The sequence below is a fragment of the Mycolicibacter minnesotensis genome, assembly GCF_010731755.1.
Taxonomy (GTDB): Bacteria; Actinomycetota; Actinomycetes; order Mycobacteriales; family Mycobacteriaceae; genus Mycobacterium; species Mycobacterium minnesotense.
The window spans coordinates 501,020-521,426 of record NZ_AP022589.1; the positions used below are offsets into that span (position 1 = coordinate 501,020).

General features: G+C 66.8%; 18 protein-coding genes and 1 tRNA gene. 7 read left to right on the forward strand and 12 right to left on the reverse strand.

Annotated features, from left to right (window positions below; genetic code table 11):
* Positions 1 to 23: 23 nt before the first annotated feature.
* The 3 genes from poxB to G6N09_RS02545 all read right to left on the reverse strand — a co-directional run bounded on the left by poxB (position 24) and on the right by G6N09_RS02545 (position 4,787).
* Complete coding sequence (gene poxB / locus G6N09_RS02535) at positions 24 to 1,760, reverse strand: ubiquinone-dependent pyruvate dehydrogenase (protein WP_083024458.1); 1,737 nt, start codon at positions 1,758 to 1,760, stop codon at positions 24 to 26.
* Positions 1,761 to 1,841: 81 nt separating this feature from the next.
* Positions 1,842 to 4,007: an acyl-CoA dehydrogenase family protein gene (locus G6N09_RS02540; RefSeq protein WP_083024459.1), complete on the reverse strand. Its 2,166-nt coding sequence runs from the start codon at positions 4,005 to 4,007 to the stop codon at positions 1,842 to 1,844.
* Between the two features lie 21 nt (positions 4,008 to 4,028).
* The gene (locus tag G6N09_RS02545; RefSeq protein ID WP_083024461.1) at positions 4,029 to 4,787 is read right to left on the reverse strand and encodes an SDR family NAD(P)-dependent oxidoreductase; all 759 of its coding nucleotides are present in this window, start codon (positions 4,785 to 4,787) and stop codon (positions 4,029 to 4,031) included.
* Between the two features lie 116 nt (positions 4,788 to 4,903).
* Between G6N09_RS02545 and G6N09_RS02550 the strand changes: the two genes are divergently transcribed.
* The 3 genes from G6N09_RS02550 to G6N09_RS02560 all read left to right on the forward strand — a co-directional run bounded on the left by G6N09_RS02550 (position 4,904) and on the right by G6N09_RS02560 (position 8,279).
* On the forward strand, positions 4,904 to 7,171 hold the full coding sequence (locus G6N09_RS02550) for a carbon starvation CstA family protein (protein WP_083024464.1): 2,268 nt from the start codon (positions 4,904 to 4,906) through the stop codon (positions 7,169 to 7,171).
* Positions 7,147 to 7,341, forward strand: a complete 195-nt coding sequence (locus G6N09_RS02555) for a YbdD/YjiX family protein (protein ID WP_083024466.1) — start codon at positions 7,147 to 7,149, stop codon at positions 7,339 to 7,341. Before G6N09_RS02550 ends, G6N09_RS02555 begins: the two co-directional genes overlap by 25 nt.
* Before the next feature lie 140 nt (positions 7,342 to 7,481).
* A complete protein-coding gene (locus tag G6N09_RS02560) occupies positions 7,482 to 8,279 on the forward strand; it encodes a L,D-transpeptidase (protein ID WP_109558883.1) in 798 nt (265 codons plus the stop codon).
* A 34-nt stretch (positions 8,280 to 8,313) separates the two neighbouring features.
* Here the strand turns inward: G6N09_RS02560 and G6N09_RS02565 are convergent, their stop codons facing one another.
* Entirely contained in the window at positions 8,314 to 9,570 is a 1,257-nt protein-coding gene (locus tag G6N09_RS02565; protein ID WP_083024470.1) for a cytochrome P450, read from the reverse strand.
* Positions 9,567 to 10,406 carry an MBL fold metallo-hydrolase gene (locus G6N09_RS02570; protein ID WP_083024472.1) on the reverse strand — a complete coding sequence of 280 codons (840 nt, stop codon included), beginning with the start codon at positions 10,404 to 10,406 and terminating at the stop codon, positions 9,567 to 9,569. The genes G6N09_RS02565 and G6N09_RS02570 overlap by 4 nt, the downstream gene beginning before the upstream one ends.
* 103 nt (positions 10,407 to 10,509) lie before the next feature.
* On the opposite strand from G6N09_RS02570, the gene G6N09_RS02575 reads away from it, so the two are divergent.
* The 4 genes from G6N09_RS02575 to G6N09_RS02590 are packed head-to-tail and all read left to right on the forward strand — an operon-like array spanning position 10,510 to position 14,391.
* Complete coding sequence (locus G6N09_RS02575; RefSeq protein WP_083024474.1) at positions 10,510 to 11,298, forward strand: FadR/GntR family transcriptional regulator; 789 nt, start codon at positions 10,510 to 10,512, stop codon at positions 11,296 to 11,298.
* 52 nt (positions 11,299 to 11,350) lie between these two features.
* Positions 11,351 to 12,136, forward strand: a complete 786-nt coding sequence (locus G6N09_RS02580; RefSeq protein WP_083024476.1) for a class II aldolase/adducin family protein — start codon at positions 11,351 to 11,353, stop codon at positions 12,134 to 12,136.
* Positions 12,137 to 12,151: 15 nt separating this feature from the next.
* A complete protein-coding gene (locus tag G6N09_RS02585; protein WP_083024478.1) occupies positions 12,152 to 13,420 on the forward strand; it encodes an amidohydrolase family protein in 1,269 nt (422 codons plus the stop codon).
* Between the two features lie 2 nt (positions 13,421 to 13,422).
* Positions 13,423 to 14,391 carry a D-2-hydroxyacid dehydrogenase family protein gene (locus tag G6N09_RS02590; protein ID WP_197745891.1) on the forward strand — a complete coding sequence of 323 codons (969 nt, stop codon included), beginning with the start codon at positions 13,423 to 13,425 and terminating at the stop codon, positions 14,389 to 14,391.
* Positions 14,392 to 14,549: 158 nt separating this feature from the next.
* Here G6N09_RS02590 and G6N09_RS02595 read toward each other — a convergent pair whose 3' ends face one another.
* From G6N09_RS02595 to G6N09_RS02625, 7 genes are all read right to left on the reverse strand, one after another.
* Positions 14,550 to 14,843, reverse strand: coding sequence for a hypothetical protein (locus tag G6N09_RS02595; RefSeq protein ID WP_083024480.1), 294 nt, complete (start codon positions 14,841 to 14,843; stop codon positions 14,550 to 14,552).
* A 352-nt stretch (positions 14,844 to 15,195) separates the two neighbouring features.
* A tRNA-Ala gene (locus G6N09_RS02600) sits at positions 15,196 to 15,268 on the reverse strand.
* 72 nt (positions 15,269 to 15,340) lie between these two features.
* A complete protein-coding gene (locus G6N09_RS02605; protein WP_083024483.1) occupies positions 15,341 to 15,790 on the reverse strand; it encodes a GreA/GreB family elongation factor in 450 nt (149 codons plus the stop codon).
* Between the two features lie 54 nt (positions 15,791 to 15,844).
* Positions 15,845 to 17,101 carry an NAD(P)/FAD-dependent oxidoreductase gene (locus tag G6N09_RS02610; protein WP_083024601.1) on the reverse strand — a complete coding sequence of 419 codons (1,257 nt, stop codon included), beginning with the start codon at positions 17,099 to 17,101 and terminating at the stop codon, positions 15,845 to 15,847.
* Positions 17,102 to 17,160: 59 nt separating this feature from the next.
* The gene (locus tag G6N09_RS02615) at positions 17,161 to 18,711 is read right to left on the reverse strand and encodes a PucR family transcriptional regulator (protein ID WP_083024485.1); all 1,551 of its coding nucleotides are present in this window, start codon (positions 18,709 to 18,711) and stop codon (positions 17,161 to 17,163) included.
* Entirely contained in the window at positions 18,593 to 19,945 is a 1,353-nt protein-coding gene (locus tag G6N09_RS02620) for an MFS transporter (RefSeq protein ID WP_163752631.1), read from the reverse strand. Before G6N09_RS02620 ends, G6N09_RS02615 begins: the two co-directional genes overlap by 119 nt.
* A gap of 58 nt (positions 19,946 to 20,003) precedes the next feature.
* Positions 20,004 to 20,372 carry a DUF488 domain-containing protein gene (locus G6N09_RS02625; RefSeq protein ID WP_083024488.1) on the reverse strand — a complete coding sequence of 123 codons (369 nt, stop codon included), beginning with the start codon at positions 20,370 to 20,372 and terminating at the stop codon, positions 20,004 to 20,006.
* Positions 20,373 to 20,407: the final 35 nt, after the last annotated feature.

Sequence of the window (20,407 nt, forward strand, 5' to 3'; positions counted from 1 at the left end):
ATCAACCGGCATCGGTATCGATATCAATTCAAGATGCGGCGAGCAACATTGGTCGACACCAGGTCAAGCAGCTCGTCGCCGCGGCCGGCCAGGATGGTGCGGATCGCATAAAGCGAGAATCCCTTGGCCTGTTCGGCGGTGATCGCCGGTGGGATCGACAGTTCCTGACGGGCGGTGACGACATCGACGACGGCCGGGCCGTCGTAGGCGAACGCCTCCGCCAATGCCCCCTCCAGGTCGCCCGGCTGTTCCACCCGACATCCGAACATCCCCAGTGCCCTTGCCACGGCGCCGAAGTCCGGATTGTCCAGCTCAGTTCCGAAGTTGACGATCCCGGCCGCCTTCATCTCCAGTTCGACGAAGTTCAGCGATGAATTGTTGAACACAATGACCTTGACCGGCAGGCGATTCTGCGTCAGCGTGAGCAACTCTCCGAACAGCATCGCCAGCCCGCCGTCGCCGGCCAGCGCCACGACCTGCCTCCCCCGGTCGGCGGACTGTGCGCCGATCGCATGCGGCAGTGCGCAGGCCATGGTGCCGTGGTTGAACGATCCGATCAGCCGCCGATGGCCGTTCATCGTCAGGTAGCGCGCCGCCCAGACCACCGGAGAACCGACGTCGACGGTGAACACCGCGTCGCGTGCCGCTAATCGATCAACCACCGCAGCAACATATTCCGGACGGATCGGCGTGCGGTCGCGATCATTGGACGCCAGCGCGTCCAGGCGCTTGCGGCTCTTGCGGTAGTGCTTGAGCGACTTTTCCAGGTGGGTGCGGTCGTTCTTGAGCGCCAGCATCGGCTGCAGCTCGGCCACGGTGTCGGCCACCGTACCGAGCAGCCCGAGATCGATCGGGGTACGTCGCCCCAGGTTTCGCCCCCGGATGTCGACTTGGATGATCTGCGCGCGGTCGGGATAGAACTGTTGATAGGGAAAGTCGGTACCCAGCATCAGCAGCACGTCGGCTTCCCTGATCGCCTTGTAGCCGGAGGCGAAGCCGAGCAAGCCGGTCATGCCGACGTCAAAGGGATTGTCGTATTCGATGTATTCCTTGCCGCGCAGGGCGTGCACGATCGGTGCCGCCAAGGTGCGGGCCAATTCGACGACCTGGTCATGGGCACCGGCGGTGCCCGCACCGGCCAGAATCGTGACGTTGGCGGCAGCGTTGAGCATGGCCGCCGCCGCCCGCAGGCCGCGCTCGTCGGGGTGGCACACCGCCCCGGTGCGCAGCACCGGACGGGTTCCCCAGGCCGTCTCGTCCAAGCGGTGGCTGAAGATCTCTCCCGGCACCACCACCACGGCGACGCCGTTCTCCTCGACCGCGGCACGCATCGCCAACTCCAGGATGCGCGGCGCCTGCTCCGGTGTGCTGACCAATTCGCAGTAGACGCTGCATTCCCGAAACAGGTTCTGCGGGTGGGTTTCCTGGAAGTAGTCGGATCCGACCTCAGCCAGCGGAATGTGGGCGGCGATCGCCAGTACGGGAACCCGGCTGCGCTGCGCGTCGAACAGGCCGTTGATCAGGTGCAGGTTGCCGGGGCCGCAGCTGCCCGCACACACCGCCAGCCCACCCAGCAGCGCCGCCTCAGCGGCGGCCGCGAAGGCGGCCGTCTCCTCGTGCCGAACCTGCTCCCAACTGAAGTTCTCGGCCCGCCGAATCGCATCGGTGAACCCGTTGAGACTGTCACCGGGCAACCCGAAGACGCGGCGTACGCCGCTGCGTTGGAGGGCGGCAATGACGTGGTCGGCAACGGTTGCCATGTCGCGTCCTCCTCACCACGAGCGGAGAGTGTCACCCAGCGCTGCCGGGGGTGATACCCGCGGCACGCACCGATCGAAACGCTACTTGATCAGCGGGTCGCGGGGCATTCCCAGAATCCGCTCGGCGATCTGGTTGCGGGTCACCTCCGAGGTGCCGCCGGCGATCGCGATACCGCGCGCCCCCATCACCATCCGCCCCGCCATTGCTCCCGGCCCGTCATCCAGCGCGACGTCGGCACCCAGCAGGTCCGCCCCGATGGCCGCGCCGTCACCCATGTGCTCGGCGAGCTTGAGCTTGGTGACGTTGCCCTCCGGTCCGGGGCCGGCGCCGGCGATACTGCGCGCCACACGGCGAAGATTCAGCAGCCTCAACGCGTGCTCGTCTGCGACGAATCGCCCGACCCGCACCGCGGCGTCGGCCACCGACTGCCGATGCTGCTGAGCCAACGCGATCAGCTTCTGGTCCACGCCGGCGGTGTAGGAACCACCGCCGCCGATGCTGACCCGCTCATTGCCCAGGGTGGCCCGGGCCACCTTCCAGCCCTCATTGACCTCGCCGACGACGTCCTCATCGGGCACGAAGACATCGTTGAAGAACACTTCGTTGAACTCAGACCCGCCGGTGATCTGACGCAGCGGACGCACCTGCACGCCGGGCGCCTGCATGTCGATGATCACCATGGTGATACCGGCGTGCTTGGGGACGTCGAAGTCAGTACGTACCGTGGCCAGGCCGCGCCGGCACAGATGCGCACCGGAGGTCCAGACTTTCTGGCCGTTGATCTTCCAGCCACCCTCGACCCGAGTCGCCTTGGTCTTGACTGCCGCGGCATCCGAGCCGGCGTCGGGCTCGGAGAACAGCTGGCACCAGATCTCCTCCTGACGCAGCGCTTTCTCCACGAATCGCTGGATCTGCCAGTCGGTGCCCTGCTGGATCAGCGTCAGGATCACCCAGCCGGTGATCGAGTAGTCCGGCCGCTGGACTCCCGCGGCGGTGAACTCCTGCTCGATCACCAATTGCTCCACCGCGTCGGCGGCCCGGCCCCATGGCTTGGGCCAGTGCGGCATCACGTAGCCGGTCGTGATGAGCCTGTCCAACTGGTCCTCGGCGCTCAAGGCGGCGATCGCGCGCGCATCGGCCTGGATCTGGGTGCGCAACTCCTCGGCCTCGGGAGGCAGGTCCAAGCTGTTGGCCCGCGTGATGCCGGCCGCGGCGCTCTCGAATACGGCCAGCGCCGGTGCGTCGCCACCGAACAAGGCCTTGACCGTCAGGGCACGGCGTAGCTGCAAGTGGGCATCGTGTTCCCAGGTGTAGCCGATGCCTCCGTGCACCTGGATGTTGAGTTCGGCATTGCGCACGTAGGCCGGGAACGCCAGCGTGGCGGCAACCGCCGCGGCCAGCCGGAAGGCGTACTCGTCCTCGCCGTCGGCACGGGCGGCGTCCCACACCGCCGCTGTTGCCGACTCGGCGCCGACCAGCATGTTGGCGCAGTGGTGCTTGATGGCCTGGAACGTCGCGATCGTCCGACCGAACTGTTCGCGCACCTTGGCGTACGCGACGGCCGAATCAGTGCAGTCGGCGGCGCCGCCGACGGCTTCGGCGGCCAGCAGCACCCGGGCGCGTGCCAGAGCCGACTCGCGTGCCCCAGCCAGGACGTCGTCGGCGCTGACCCCGACACCGGTCAGCGTCACCCGGCCGGACCTGCGGGTCGGGTCCAGGTTGCCCGGGACGTCGATGTTGATCCCGGCGCGGTCCCGCTCGAGTACCAACACGTCCTCGCCCGCGGCCACCAGCAGCACGTCGGCCAGGCCCGCGCCCAGGACCACCCCGGCGTCACCGGAGGCCACGCCACCGTCGAGGACCACGTCGCCACCCAGCCCGATCCCCGCGGTGATGGAACCGTCGATCAGTCCGGGAAGCAGCCGACTCTGCTGCGCAGGCGTGCCGGCCGCGGCGATCACCGCCGAGGCGATGACGGTCGGCACGAAGGGTCCCGGAGCCACCGCCCGCCCCAGCTCCTCGATGACGACCACCAACTCGGGCAGCCCGAAGCCCGAGCCCCCGAACTCCTCGCCGATATGCAGGCCCAGCCAGCCCAGTGCGGCCAGTTCACCCCAAAACGGCGGCTGAGCCTCTTCGGCGGCGTCCAACAGCGCACGCGCTGCGGCGCGGGCCTTCTGCGCGGTCAAGAATCCGCGGGCCACCTCGGCCAGTTCGCGGTGGTCGTCGGTTACTGCGATGCCCATGGGGGATCTCCTGACTGTCGTTTACTTGGGGGCGAACCGCTGCCCGGCGTCGAGCCGCAGGCACTGCCCATTGAGCATCGGGTTGTCCACGACCGCGGCAACCAGTTTGGCGAATTCTTCGGGCCGGCCGAGGCGTTTGGGAAATGCCGCGTCTTTGGTCAGCGCGCTGGCGAACTCCTCCGGGATGCCCTTGGTCAGGCCGGTGGCGAACAGACTGGGCGCGATCGCCAGCACCCGGATGCCCACCGACCCGAGGTCACGGGCCATGGTCAGCGCCATCCCGGCGATTCCCGCTTTGGCGGCGGTGTAGGCCACCTGACCGATCTGGCCCTCGAAAGCGGCGATCGAGGAGGTATTGATGATCACGCCCCGCTCGTCATCCTCGGGTTCGTTGTGGCTCATGTGCGCCGCCGCGAGCCGGTTGATGTTGAAGGTCGCGATCAGATTCAGGTCGACCACCGCACGGAACGACTCCAGATCATGCGGGCCGGACTTGGACAGGGTGCGCTTGGCGATACCACCGCCCGCGGTGGTGACGATAACGTGCAGGCCCCCCAAGCCGGCGACCGCAGCAGCGAGGGTCTTCTCGGTGGCGTCGAAGTCGGTGATGTCCACCGGGTGAAACGCGCCGCCGACGCCCTCGGCGACCTGCTTGCCCTCCGAGCCCTGTCGGTCAAGCACGGCGACATCGGCCCCACCGGCGGCCAACAGCTCCGCGCTGGCGCGGCCCATTCCCGAGGCGCCGCCGACAACGACGACTTTCTTGCCGTTGATGTCCATGCCCGCCCCTGACGCCCGTTGCCCGAATTCTCCTAGTTGAGAATCTAGGACAAGTTATCGTTCCGCTCGGAAACCGCTGCCCCTCGGGCATCACAGAAGGCCCCAAGGAGGCAACCGTGGCCGCACCGACGGCGCCGCAGGTAGTGGAGCGACACGACGGTCCGGTGACGTACCTGCATACCGATCCCGACTTGCCCGCGGTCGCGGTGATCGACCGCTCGCCCATCTCGGCACGCCACAAGCTGGTTTTCGGCGCGTTGGGCGTCGTGGGTGCGGTGGCGTGGGCATCGATTGCGTTCGCCCGCGGCGAGACGGTCAATGCGGTGTGGTTTGTGGTCGCCGCCGCGTGCACCTACTTGATCGGATTCCGTTTCTACGCAAGGCTTATCGAACGCAAGATCGTGTGCCCCCGCGACGAGCACGCCACTCCTGCGGAGATCTTCGAGGACGGCACCGACTATCTGCCGACCGACCGGCGAGTGCTCTTCGGCCACCACTTCGCGGCGATCGCCGGGGCCGGACCGCTGGTGGGACCGGTGCTTGCCACGCAGATGGGCTATCTGCCGGGCATCATCTGGATCGTGATCGGCGCGGTGGTCGCCGGCTGCGTGCAGGACTATCTGGTGCTGTGGTGTTCGGTGCGGCGACGCGGCCGCTCCCTGGGGCAGATGGCTCGCGAGGAGCTCGGCACGGTGGGCGGCGCGGCAGCGATCGTCGGGGTGCTGGTGATCATGGTGATCCTGATCGCGGTGCTGGCGCTGATCGTGGTTCGGGCGCTGGCAGTCAGCCCCTGGGGGGTGTTCTCGATCGCGATGACCATCCCGATCGCCGTCTTCATGGGTGTTTACCTGCGGTTCCTGCGGCCGGGCCGCGTCTCCGAGGTATCGCTTATCGGGATCGTCGCGTTGCTGGGCGCTGTCGCATCGGGCAAGTGGGTCGCCGAAACATCCTGGGGTGCTGCGTGGTTCACGCTGTCCCCGGTGACGTTGTCCTGGTGCATCATCGGTTACGGCTTCGCCGCGTCGGTGCTGCCGGTGTGGTTGCTGCTGGCGCCGCGTGACTACCTGTCGACGTTCATGAAAGTCGGCACCATCATGCTGCTGGCCGTGGGCATCCTGATCGCGCGGCCCCTGATGGCAGCGCCGGCCGTCTCGGAGTTCGCCCGCACCGGTGAGGGGCCGGTCTTCGCCGGGTCACTGTTCCCGTTCCTGTTCATCACCATCGCGTGCGGTGCGCTGTCGGGCTTCCATTCGCTGATCGCTTCGGGCACCACCCCGAAACTGCTCGAAAAAGAGAGCCAGATGCGGCTGATCGGCTACGGCGGCATGCTCACCGAGTCGTTCGTGGCGGTGATGGCACTGATCACCGCGTCGATTCTGGACCAGCACCTGTACTTCACGCTCAATGCTCCGGTCGCATCAACCGGCGGAACCGCCTCCAGCGCCGCCGCCTACGTCAACGGACTGGGGCTGAGCGGCTCACCGGTGACCGGTGAGCAGATCAGCGAGGCCGCCACCGCTGTCGGCGAACAGTCGATCGTCTCGCGCACCGGTGGGGCGCCGACTCTGGCGTTGGGCATGGCCGACGTGCTGGGACAGGTGTTCGGCGGGCCGGGCCTCAAGGCCTTCTGGTACCACTTCGCGATCATGTTCGAAGCCCTGTTCATCCTGACCACTGTCGACGCAGGTACGCGAGTCGCCCGGTTCATGCTCTCGGATGCCTTGAGCAACCTGGGCGGACCGCTGCGGCGGTTGGCCAATCCGAGCTGGCGGATCGGCGCCTGGGCGTGCAGCATGGCCGTGGTGGCCGGTTGGGGGTCGATCCTGCTGATGGGGGTCACCGATCCGCTCGGCGGGATCAACACCCTCTTCCCGCTGTTCGGCATCGCCAATCAGCTGCTGGCGGCGATCGCGCTGACTGTGGTGACCGTGATCGTGATCAAGCGTGGCCGGGGCGGCGCCGGCCTGAAATGGGCGCTGATTCCTGGCATTCCGTTGCTGTGGGATCTGACGGTCACCATGACGGCGTCGTGGCAGAAGATCTTCTCCGGTGATCCACGGGTGGGTTACTGGACGCAACATTTCGCCTACCGGGCTGCTGAACGCGCCGGGGAGACGTCATTCGGCTCGGCCACCAACCCGGCTGCGCTGCACGATGTCGTCCGCAACACCTTCATTCAGGGCACTCTGTCGATCGTGTTCGTCGCTGTGGTGGCGGTGGTGGTCGTCGCCGGAATTCTGGTGTCGTTACGCGCAATACGGGGTGCACCCTCCATCTCCGAGCCGCCGCCGGTGCCATCGCGGCGCTTTGCGCCATCCGGGTTGATTCCCACGCCGGCCGAACGAAAGGTGCAGGCGCAATGGGACGCCCTGTCGACGGTCTAGTCCGGGGTTTCCGGCACGTCGGCTGGTATTGGGCCACCCTGCTGGGCGACAACCACTACCGCCGCTATCTGGAGTTCCGCCGCCGCGCCCACCCCGGCGAGCCGGTGCTGTCCGAGCGTGAGTATTGGCGGCGGCGGCACGGCGCCGACCCCGGGGCACGCTGCTGCTGACACCGTAGGCCGCGGCCCGTGTCCAAACCTTAATGAAGCCTTGACCTTCTCGTGGGCATGTGCGCGACGGTTCCGGGCACGAATCTCCCTACCATCAACGGCAATAACCCAAGTGAGAAGATCGGGAAGGTATGCCGACGATGTGGACTTCGGTGCGTTCTGCAATGGTGGTGATCGGGGTCGCGGTCACCACGCTCGTGACGCCGCCCGGAACGAGTTCGGCGGCGGCCAGCCAACCGCCGGGCGCCGGCATCGCCTCGATTCAGCCGGCGCCGGGCGCCGTGGTCGGCGTGGCGCATCCGGTGGTGGTGACGTTCTCCTCGCCGGTGTTGGACCGCAGCGCCGCCGAGCGCGCAATCGCGGTGCGGTCCACCCCGCCGATGACCGGCACCTTTGACTGGGTCGACGACACCGAAGTGCAGTGGGTTCCCGACCACTACTGGCCGTCGCACAGCACCGTGGCACTGTCGGTGGGCAAGCTGTCGGTCGACTTCAGCACGGGCCCCAAAGTGGTTGGTGTGGCCAGCATCTCGTCGCACACTTTCACTGTGACCGTCGACGGTGAGGAAGCCGGACCGCTGCCCACGCCGCACCACCGTCCGCACTGGGGCGAAGACGGCGTCATGCCCGCGACCATGGGCAAGGCCGAGTACGAGACTCCGACCGGCAACTACACCGTGCTAGGCAAGGACCGCAAGGTCCTCATGGACTCCAGCAGCGTCGGTATCCCGATCGACTCCCCCGACGGCTATCGGTTCGAGGTCGAGCAAGCGGTCCGGATCACTCGGCGCGGGCTCTACGTGCACTCCGCACCCTGGGCGCTGCACTCGTTGGGAATGGAGAACGTCAGCCACGGCTGCATCGGGCTGAGTCCCACTGACGCGGAGTGGTACTTCGACCGGGTCAACATCGGCGACCCGGTGATCATCAACGAGTGACGAGGAGCTTGGCGGTGAGCCGCCGCGACGTCGACTACGGCGTCGCGGCGCTGCCGAACTCCACCTGCATGGCATCGATCCCGTTGATCCAGGGCAGCACCGAACGCGATGCGCGGTCAAGCTGGTGGATGTCGGGAATGATGTCGGCCAGCGCACCGAAGATCAGGTTGATCTGCATACGGGCGAGGTTCGCGCCGATGCAGTAGTGCGCTCCCGGCGCCCCGAAACCCAAGTGCGGATTGGGGCTTCTCAAGATGTTGAACGTGAAGGGGTCTTCGAAAACCTCGTCGTCGTAGTTGGCCGAACCGTAGAACATTCCGACTCGTTGCCCCTTGCCGATCTGCACGCCGCCGAGCTCAACGTCGCGTAACGCAGTGCGCTGGAAGGAGATGATCGGGGTGGCCCAGCGCACTACCTCCTCGGCCATGGTCGTGGGACGTTCGGCGACGTACAACCGCCATTGGTCGGGATGGTCGAAGAACGCCAGCATTCCCTGTGAGGTGGCGTTGCGAGTGGTCTCGTTGCCGGCCACCATCAGCATCATCACGTAGTAGCCGAATTCCATTGCGGTGAGCTCTTCGCCGTCGATGGTCGCGGTCACCAGGGCAGTCGCGATGTCGTCACGCGGGTGAGCCTTGCGGTCCTCGGCCATCTGATAGGCGTAGCCGAGAAGTTCGGCCGCGGCCAGCGTTCCGTCGGCGCCGGCCTCCGCTTCGCCGTTGCCGCCGCCCACCAGGCGATTGCTCCAGTCGAAGACCTGTTGACGCTCGTCGGCGGGGACGCCGATCAGCTCGCAGATCGTCGCCAACGGCAGTTGCGACGCCACCTCGGTCACGAAGTCACCGCTGTTGTGTGCAGCGGCGTTGGTGACGATCTCTCGAGCTTGACGGTCGAGTGAATCCCGCATTCCGGCAACCACTCGCGGTGTGAATCCCCGGGAGACTATCCGCCGCAGTTTGGCGTGTTTAGGCCCGTCGAGAAACAGCATGATGTTGTCGCGGCTGGCGTCGTGCAGCTCTTGGTTCTCCGTCGTGTTGGTCCGAATCAGTGAGGTGTTCTCGTGCGAGGAGAACACCTCGTCCTGCAGCGACACCGCCCGTACATCGGCGTGCCTCGTCACCACCCAATAGCCCTCGTCGGGGTAACCGGAGGCACCGAAAGGCTGGGAATTCCACCAGATCGGCTCGGTCTTGCGCAACAGTGCGAACTCTTCATGCGGGATCCGCTCGCCGATCAGTGCGGGATCGGTGAAGTCGAATCCCTCCGGCAGTAGGTGCTGCGTCTCGGTCATCGTGCTCCCTCTCGCTCTACCAGTGGTTGCCACGCCAGACCAGCACCGGCGCTGTTGACGTAACCGCCCGACGGGGCGGCGAAGTGCGATCCGAGCAGCAGTGCCCGCTCGTCGGCGACCCGGCGCAACAGTGCATGCCGACTTGCGCGAGCGGCCGGCACGTCGGCGTCCGGCAGCGCACTGATCTCGGGCGCGCCGATTTGAAGCGGGTGATGCACCACGTCGCCGCTGATGTAGGCAACGGCACCGGCGGACTCGACGCGCACCGATACGTGGCCCGGTGTATGACCAGCGGTGGGGACCAGCTGGACGCTCTCGGTGACGTGGTGATCCGGTGCGACGAATCGGAGCCTGCCGTTGCGCGCCAACGGTTCAACGCATTCCGGTGCCGCTCGGTCCTCCCCCGTGATCTCCGACCAGTGCGCGTACTCAGCCGCGGTGACCAGATACTCGGCATGGGGAAACGTCGGCACCCAGTCGCCCGCGTGCTCAACGGTGTTGCGACCGGCGTGATCGCGATGCAGATGCGTGCATACCACCACGCTGACGTCCTCGGGCGTGAAGCCGGTGGCGGCCAACGAATCGTCGAAACGGTCCGGCATGTTCCGGGACCGCAGAAAGCTCTCGGCGAAGCAGGTGTCGACCAGCACGCGGACCGGCCGGGACTCGATCAGATAGGACTGGATCGCCATCAGGATGTTGCCTGATCGGTCGCAGTAGTCCGGCAGCTCTGCATAACACTGGGGCGCCCCGGCGAACAGCCGAGCCGGTGGGATCGGGATGACTGCTTGCAGGACGGCATGGATGTCAACGTCGCCGACGGTCCAGTGCTGCACCCCATGGTCCCCTTCTCGCAGGGCGATCGTATGCCACGAATCATCTGGAAGTGACTGATTCGCGTAACGGGTTCAGCGGCGATCGGTCTGGCAGACTCGACGCGTGGCAGCACCCACCGTCCGCTTTCGCCGGCTCGCCGAACAGGTCGCCGACGAGCTGCGCCGGCGCATTCTCGCCGGCGAGCTCCCCGATGAACACGTTCTCCCCAAGGAGGACGAACTCCTGGTCGAGTTCGCGATCAGCAAGCCGTCGTTGCGCGAGGCGATGCGGATACTCGAAGCCGAGGGACTGCTGACCGTTCGGCGTGGAAAACTCGGTGGAGCCGTGATCCATCGCCCCACTCCAGCAAACGTTGCCTACACCATGGGCCTGGTCCTGGGTTCCCAACGGGTCAGCCTCGCCGACGTCGGGACTGCATTGTTGCAGGTCGAGCCGGCGTGTGCCGCCCTGTGTGCGCAGCGGCCGGACCGCAAGAGCACGGTGGTGCCCATTCTGCGCCGCCTGCATGAGGAATCGGTGGCCGCGGTCGACGATCTGCAGAAGGTCACCTCGGCCAGCCGCCGCTATCATGAGGCACTCGTCACCCAGTGCGGCAACACGACCATGCTGGTCATGGCCGGCGCACTCGAGGCCCTGTGGTCGGCACACGAGCAAAGCTGGTCGAGCCGGGTGACCGACCATTCCGCGGTGCCCATCCCGGAACGGCGCGCCGTCTTGGAGGACCACCGTCAGGTCATCGACGCCATCGACGTCGGAGACGCCCAGCGGGCCCGTGACCTTGCCGCTGCGCACCTGGTGCACGCCCAGCACTACCCCGGCCGCGTGGGGATCGTGGACCCCGCCATGGTCCGGCCCCGGGGGCTGCCCCTCTCCGGCAGCAGCGAGCTGTAGCGACGGTGCGATCGGGCGTTGACGAGCAGTCTTATTTCCATATGATTTGTTCATGACGGAGTCGGTCGGCGTCGGGTGCGCCCGCGCCGGTGGCGCGGCGGTCTGGTCGCCGTCGGTGGTCCCGCCGATCGGCGTCGAACTGAGCAACAGCCAGGCACTGGCCATCGCGTTTCGTCACCTCGCCGACATCGGGTTCGCCGAGAACATGGCCGGCCACATCACCTGGCAGTCCGACGGCCAGACCGAGATGCTGGTCAATCCCTGGGGCCTGTGGTGGGCAGAGCTGACCGCCTCGGACATCTGCACAGTCGACCAGGACGCTCGGGTGGTGGCGGGCCGCTGGGATGTGACCCCGGCGATTCACATCCACACCGAGCTGCACCGCGCCCGCCCCGACGCGCGGGTGGTGGTCCACAACCATCCCTACTACGTGAGCCTGCTTGCGTCCTTGCAGATGCTGCCCGAGCTGGTCCATCAGACCGGTTCACTGTTTCTCGACGATCTGTGCTTGGTCGACATCTACCAGGGCGAGGTGGATACCGCCTCGCGGGCAAGGGAATTGGTCGGGCATATCGGCGGTGCACAGGTGGCGATCCTGGCGTCGCACGGGGTGATCGCCACCGGGCGCACCCTCGCCGAGGCCGTCTACCGGTCGGCGACCATCGAGCGGGTGTGCAAACTCGCCTACCACGTCATGCTGACCGGCCGGACTCCCGAGCCCATGAAGCGTTCCGATATGGCCGGGATGCGGGCATCGTTGATCGAACGCGCCGCCGACGTCTACTGGGCGGGTGCGGCGCGCATGACCATCAAGGCCGACCGGCATGTGCTCGACTGACATTGAGGTGCACGGGTGAAATCGATCGACGAACTCAGCGCTGACCTAGGCTTCACCACCGCGAAGTCCGGCGCCGAGCGCACCGTGACCTTTCTGCCCGAACCCGCTCGCGCGCCTAGGCGTTACACCGTGATCTCGGTGGACGACCACATCGTCGAGCCCCCGGACACCTTCCTGGGCCGGGTGCCGCACCGGTTTGCCGACCGGGCGCCTCGAGTGATCGAGACCGGCAGCGGCGGTCAGACCTGGATATATGACGGCCAGTCCCTACCCAATGTCGGGTTCAACGCCGTGGTGGGCCGTCCGGTGGCCGAGTATGGGTTCGAGCCGACCCGATTCGACGAGATGCGCCGCGGCGCCTGGGATATCCACGCCCGTATCCACGACATGGACCTCAACGGTGTTTATGCGTCACTGAACTTCCCGTCGTTCCTCCCCGGCTTCGCCGGTCAGCGACTGCAACTGACGACCGGTGACCGCGAACTGGCGCTGGCCTCGGTACGGGCATGGAACGACTGGCACCACGAGGTCTGGGCCGGCTCCTATCCCGACCGAATCATCGCCTGTCAGCTGCCCTGGCTGCTGGATCCGGACCTGGGCGCGGCAATGATCTACGAGAATGCCGAACGAGGCTTTCGCGCAGTCACTTTCAGTGAGAATCCAGCCCAGCTGGGCCTGCCGTCCATCCACTCCGGGCATTGGGATCCGATGATCGCCGCCTGCGCAGACACGGGGACGGTGGTGAACCTGCACATCGGTTCGTCGGGTACCTCACCGTCGACTACCGATGACGCCCCGCCCGATGTCGCCGGCGTACTGTTCTTCTCCTACGCCATCTCTGCAGCGGTCGACTGGCTGTATTCCGGATTACCCAGCCGCTTCCCGGAGTTGAAGATCTGCCTCTCCGAAGGCGGGATCGGCTGGGTGGCGGGTCTGCTGGACCGGCTCGATCACATGTTGAGCTATCACGACATGTACGGCACCTGGCAGGCCCTGGGCGAGACGCTCACTCCGGCAGAGGTGTTGCAACGCAACTTCTGGTTCTGTGCGGTCGAGGACCAGTCGTCGTTCTGCCAGCACGAACGCATCGGCACCGACCACATCATGTTGGAAGCCGACTACCCGCACTGCGATTCGACGTGGCCCAACACCCAGCGGGTGATCCACGAAGAGATCGGCGACTTGCCCCCGGAGGTGATCCGGAAGTTGACTTGGGAGAACGCCTCTCGCCTGTATCACCATCCGGTTCCCGAAGCCGTCCAGCGTGACCCGGATGCGTTCTGAGGGTGGCCGCCGCCACGCCGCCGCTGCGCATCGCGGTGCTCGACGACTACCAGGGCCTCGCCGCGAAGGCGGACTGGTCACCCATCCCCCGGGCAATCGACTTACTCCCCATCCGGGAGCACCTCGACCCCGGTGACGCCCTCGTCGCCCGCCTGGCCGGCTGCGAGGTGGTGGTGGCGATGCGGGAACGCACGCCTATCGACGCCGAACTGCTGGCCCGACTGCCGGCGTTGAAGCTGCTGGTCACCACCGGCCCGTTCAACGCGGCCATCGACGTGGCCGCCGCCCACCGGCTCGGAATCACGGTGTGCGGAACGGGGGGCGCCATCACGCCGACCGTCGAACTGACCTGGGCGTTGATCCATGCCCTGCAACGTCATCTGATCGTCGAGGACGCCGCACTGCGCAGTGGCCGATGGCAGCAGACTGTCGGCTCAGACCTCGCCGGAGCGACACTGGGCCTCGTGGGGCTGGGCCGGATTGGCCAGCGGGTCGCCGCGGTGGGCCACGCCTACGGGATGCGGGTGACGGCCTGGAGCCCCCACCTCACCCCGGAGCGAGCCGCCCAGGCTCAGGCGGAGCTGCTCGACCGACGCGCCCTGTTCGAGACCGCTGACGTCGTCTCGATTCACCTCGTGCTGTCGGCGGCCACCAGGGGCCTGGTGGGCCGCGCGGAACTGCGCGCGATGAAGTCCAGCGCGATCCTGGTCAACACCTCCCGCGGCGGGCTGATCGATGAGGCCGAGCTGATCGATGCGCTGCGCACACGTCGCATCCGTGGCGCCGGGCTCGACGTCTACGACCAGGAGCCGCTACCGGCCGGTCACCCGCTGACCATGTTGGGCAATACCGTGCTGACCCCGCACCTGGGCTATGTCACCGAGAACTGCATGGACATCTTCTATCGCGACATCGTCGATGACATCGTCGGCTACTGCGCAGGTAATCCACCGCGGCTGGTGAAACCGTGAGTTCTCCGTCTGCGCGAATTCCTCTAACAGTTTCTAGTAACAGATCCATCGCGTAGTAATAACGTTTTCACAAACCATTTCTTCCGGACGAATTCGGCGCTGCCATAACATAGCGAAAAGGTCCGCGAACTGATGTTCGCGGACCTTTTCCGTGCGTGTTATTTAGTTCCGCCGGCCAAGCCGATCGGAGCACTGATGGCATCGGTCGCCAATCCGGCGATGGGGCTGGCCGCGGCGGCTCCAGCCGGCCCCGGCGCCACCAGCGGCACGGGCGGAGGCAGTCCGGGCACCACCGGGATCGGGGCGATCGGAATCGGGGGAACCGGCCCGGGAAGCCCCATGGGCACAGGTCCTGCGAGGGTGGTCACGTCTGCCGCGCACGGGACCGCGCCGGCCGCACCGACGACACCGGGCGCACCGGCCGGTGCCTCACCGGCCGTCTGAGCGATCACGCCGCCCGCACACACCGGTCCCCCAATGGGCAGTGGCGCGGTGGGGAAAGCCCCCGCCGGACCACCGACAATTAATGCGCCCGCATAAAAGCCGATACCGGCGAATATCGCTGTAACGAGTCTCCCGAGGCTCTTCACGTAAACTCCGATGATTAGTATCCTGCCCCCCCGGACACGCAATCTGATGACTGCAAAAAGAACCGTATCACAGGCTTGTAAGTAACCACGCCGGCCAATTGACTCGGTACAGTAACGATGCGGATCGAAGTTCGTGATCCTGCGTTCACCTGACGGACCAGCCAGAATGGCGCGCGACCAGCGCCGAGTGAACATCAATACTCATCAAAATGAGTGGAGCTAAGGGGACTCGAACCCCTGACCCCCACACTGCCAGTGTGGTGCGCTACCAGCTGCGCCATAGCCCCGCGTTGTCGTGCTCATCGAAGCTACACCACAGCCACACCAAGGTTCAAAACAGCTGCACAGTTGGCCTGATTTCAGGCCGGATGCTGGGTCTGATGCCGGCCGTAAGGGACGGCGTCCAGCAGCGTCACCGTCACACTGGCCCCGCTGGGCACTGGGTAGCTGCGCTGCTCCCCTGGGCGCGCCCCGGTGATCGCCATGCCCAGCGGCGACTGCGGCGAGTAGACCTCCAACCCGCTCTGATCGTCATCACGCACCCCGAGCAGAAAGGTCTCGGTGTCCCCGTCGCCGTAGCGGACGGTGAGCACCATGCCAGGCTCGGCGACCCCGTCGTCCGGGGGGTCTTGTCCCACCACCGCCACCGCCAGCAGGTCGTGGATCTGGTGGATCCGTGCCTGGCGGGCCTGCTGTTCGTCGACCTCTTCTCCCGCCGAAACATCCTGCGGTGCAGACAGTTCCGCTAGCTCCGCCAGCAGCTTCTCTTTGGCCTGAGCGGTCATCCACACACCGTGCGTATCAGTCATTGACAGTTCTCCTTTACAACAGCATTTGATTGCCGAACCCACCGACCCGACGGGTCAGCGCAGTGGATCGAGGTCACGCAGCGCAGCGGACTGTTTGCCGGTGGTGATCTGCTCGGCCAACAGGCGGCCCGTAACCGGACCGTGCGTCATTCCCCACATGCCGTGCCCACCGGCGACGTAGACGGTGCGCGGACACACTTCCCCCACCAGGGGGCGCCCGTCTGGGCTGACCGGGCGTGGACCTACCCACTCGTCGGTGCGCTCTTCCCAGCGCACACCGTCAAGCAGGGGCCGGGTCGCGGCAACGATCGCCTCGATGCGGGCCGGGTTGATCGGCCCGTCGGCATGACCGAACTCCATGGTGCCGGCGACCCGCAACCGGGCGTTCAACGGCGTGCAGGCCACCCGCGCATCGGGCAGGTAGATCGGCCCGGTCACCGGGCCGTCCACGGGTACCGAGAAGGAGTAGCCACGTCCAGCCCGCACCGGCACACGAACCCAGCGCGCCACCAGCCGTGACAGCCAGGCACCGCTGGCGATCACCGCCGCATCCGCCCTCAGCGTGGTGCCGTCGCGCCCGGTCACGGCCACGCGATCACCCGTCGGCCCCACGTCGGTGACGTCGACAATGTGCAGGGCCGCGCCGCGCTGCGCGACCGCGCGGCCGAGTGCGGTCACGAAACGGCCGGGATCGAGGAAGCGCTGGCCGTCGATCTGCACTCCGGCGGCCACCGCCGGGGACGCCAACGGCACCCGCTCGGCCAGGGCCGCGCCCGTGAGTTCGGTTCCGAACACCGGCTGGCCGGCCTCGGAGAACCGGCGCAACTCCTCGAGCAGTCGCTCGGCGTCGGCCGAGGTTCGAAAGATCGCGGTGATCGGGGCGTCGGTGATCGGGGCATCCACGCCGTTGGCGAGCAGGACGTCATAAGCCTCAAGGGATTCCGCGCTCAGCGGGGCGTTTGCCCGCACCGCACGCCGCCACACCGAGGGACGACTGTTGGCGGCGAAACGCGCCAGGAACGCCCACAGTGTCGGGCCGGAGGCCAGCGGCACCTGCAGCGGCGCGGTCGGGCTCAGCAGTGAGCGCAGGCCGAAGCGCAGGTTCGCGGCCTCGTTGAGCGGTATTGCCAGGGCCGGGGAGATCCAGCCGGCGTTGCCCCACGAGGAGCCCGCCGCGATCCCGACACGGTCGACCACGGTGACCTCGACACCGCGTTCCTGCAGAAACCAGGCAGTGGACAACCCGACGATGCCGGCGCCCACCACGATCACCGATCGTGGCGCGCCGTCGATCCGGTTGCTCGCACCCATCACTCCATGATGCGACCGTCATGGAGCGTCCGGTTTAACCGAATCTCACAACAGCGCTATCAGTGTTTGTCGAGTTCCGACATGTCGCCGGCTGCCAGTTCAATCATCGCCGCGAAGCGGGTTCGCGGATCCTCCAGACCCAGCGGCGTGACCTCCGCCATCTTGCGCAACCGGTAGCGGATCGTGTTCTCGTGCACGCCCAGCTGCTCGGCGGCCCGCGCGAGGTCGCCCTGCGCGTCCAGCCAGGCCCGCAGCGTGGCCACATACGGTGTGTTGTGTGCGACGTCGTGGCGACGCAGCTCGCCGACCGGTCCTCGGGTGGGCACCCGGCCGGCCCGGGCGGCGGTGTGCAGCCGGCGCAGCACGATCTCGCCCCAGGACTCGTCGTAGGCGGGCGGAATGCTGCCGGGTGGTTCGGCTTCGTGCAGGGCCAGGCACTCCTCGGCCTCGCGACGCGCCACGGCCAGCTCAGTGGCAGTGGCGGTCGCACTGATACCGGCCAGCACACTGGCATGCGGCGACAGCGCACCCACCAGACCCCGCAGCCACTGTCGTGCGGTTTCGGCGTCCTCGGCCGGCAGCAAGGTGTAGACGGTGTTGGCGGCCAGCGCACTTCGGCCTGGCCGCGACCAGCCGAAGCCGGTGGTGACCGCCTCAAAGGCCAACAGCAGCCCCGCGTGCGGCTGCGTGGCTATCCGGGTATGTACGGCTATCACCCGCAGCGGCGCCTGCGGCAGCCCCAGCCTGGCAACCAGGGCGACGGCGTCCGAAGCGTCAGTTTGATGATCTAAAAGTCTGGTGACCCAATCCGATTCGACTTGACGCTCCAAGTCCGCGCTGGCGCGTGACCGCAACACATGCAACGCCACTGTGCGAGCACCGTCTGCCAGGGCGGTCAGCCGCGCCCCGCTCAACGGGGCCGGGCAGGCCACCCATACCGCCCCCAACAGTTCCCGGCCGGCGCGCACCGCCACCACCATCCGGCCGGTCAACCCGTGCTCAGGATCGGCGGCAACGAACAGCGGCTCGTCGTGAAGATCCAGATGCGCGAGTACTCCGCGATTTTCGAACAACTCCCGAAGCGGCTCGGACTCCTGCCGATTCAAGATCGTCGCCGAGCGCGCCGGATCGGCGTTGCGCTGGCCGCGCGAGTAGGCCAACACCCGCCCCAGCTGATCCTCAATGGTGACTGCGCCGGCGACCGCTTCGGCCAGGCTGTCCGCCACGGCGAACAGATCCGTAGGTCCACGCCCCGATTCGGTTTCGCGACCTTCGAGCACCAGCCCGTAGACCACCGCAGCCAGCTCGCTCCAGGACACTGCGGCGTCCACCACCAGTACCGCCAGTGCCTCACCCTCGCCGACAAACGAGGCCTTGTCGTCGACGTCTCGCACCAGCACGGCGACAGCCTTGGCGGCCACCGCCCAGCGCACGGCCTCTTTTACTGAGCGCGCTCCGACCGCCAACAAAACGTCGCCGACGACGACACGCTCACCGGCAACCTCGTGCATCACGACACTGCTCAGGGGTGTCGTCCTCGGGATGGAACAGAACCTCAGGCGAACCCCGTAGCTCCCCACCACGTTGACCAGCCGGTCCAGTGTCACCATCAACCGAGCCTAGCCACGCCGTATCGGCGGTCCCGCCGATCGGGCTGCTCGTCCGGGTCTCCGGAGCCCACACCCAGGTCAGCGCCGCCACCAAGAGCACCGCGCCGCTGACCGCAAAACCCCACTCGAAGGACATCCGCTCAGCGATCAGTCCCACTGCCAGCGAACCCACGATCGACCCGAAGTCGGCCATCATCTGATACGTCGCCACCGCCGTACCGGCCCGGGCCTGATTCCCGACGAGGTCGGAGATCACCGCCTGCTGCGGCGATCCATAGATCCCCGAAGCCACCCCCGTCAGGTACGCCACCACCAGGAACACCGCCAACGATGCGCTCGCCCCGAGCAGGACCGTGGTGAGACCGGAAGCCCCAAGGCCCACGATCAGCAGCCCCTTGCGGCCGATCCGGTCGGAGAGCTGACCGCTGGGCAGCACCGCACAGACATTGCCGATCCCGACCATCGCCAGCGTCAGACCCGCGAAAGAGGGGCCACGGCCCAGGACCTCGGTGACGAACAACGGCAGCAACGCGACCCGCAGGCCGAACACCGACCATCCGGTGGCGAAGTTCGACAGCAGCGCCGAGCGGTAGGCACGGTGGCCCAGCGCTGCGCGCACCGACACCGTGGGCCCGGTGGATTCGGCCACCTCAGCCAGGTGCGAGTTGCGCAGGCTGATGAAGACGCCGGCCGCAGTCACCAACAGGACGGATCCGTAGAACAGGAAGGGCGCGTTCAAGCCGAAACCCGCCGTCAGGCTGCCCAGCACCGGACCGCCCACCGTGCCGAGCAGGAAAGCGGTGGCGAACAGGCCGGCCACTCGGCCGCGCGCGTCTTCGGGACTGATCCGGATCATCAGGCCTACTGCGGCGATGAAGAACATCGTGGACCCGACACCACCGAGCGCGCGAAAGAACAACAGCTGCCCGTAGGTCTGGACGAAGGCGCACGCGGTCGTGGACACCGAGACGATCAACAGACCGGCGACATAGACCCAGCGCTCCCCCAGCCGCTGAACCATCAGGCCACTGACCGGCGCGAAGATCAATCGCGTCAGCGCGAAGGCCGTGATCAGGAACGTGGTCGCAGAGATGCTCACCCCGAAATGGCGGGCGTAGACCGGCAGGACCGGCGAGACCAACCCGTACCCGAGCGCGATCAACACGTTCGCGATCAGCAGTACCCAGATCTCCCGCTGCAGCCGCGGTCGAGCGGCCGGGGAATCGGAGGTCACCCGATAACTTTAGACAGCCTCGCTAATCGCTGAATCGGGAGGCTTGCTCCGCACCCAATCACTGACGGGCCAGCAACTTGGCCAATACCGCTGCGTGACTGCCGTCCACCTCCCGGCTCGCCGTCACCAACGTCACGGTCTTCTTACCGCGGGCCAGCGCACGCAGGCCGGCGAACCCGGCGGCGGCGTTCACGGTCTGAAGTTCGTCCTCATAGCGGGTGACGAACTCGTCGAAACGCTCCGGCTGATGGTTGTACCAATGGCGCAGTTCGTTCGACGGCGCTGCGTCTTTGTACCAGTGCCCCACCCGGGGGTCGTCCTTGCGGAAGCCCCGCGGCCAGAGCCGATCGACGAGGATCCGTTCACCGTCCTCAGACCGGGGTTCGTCGTAGACACGGGCGATCCGGAAGGTGGTTGTGGGACTCATACCCCAGGTTATCGCCGGTCCCCGGCGCGTGTCAG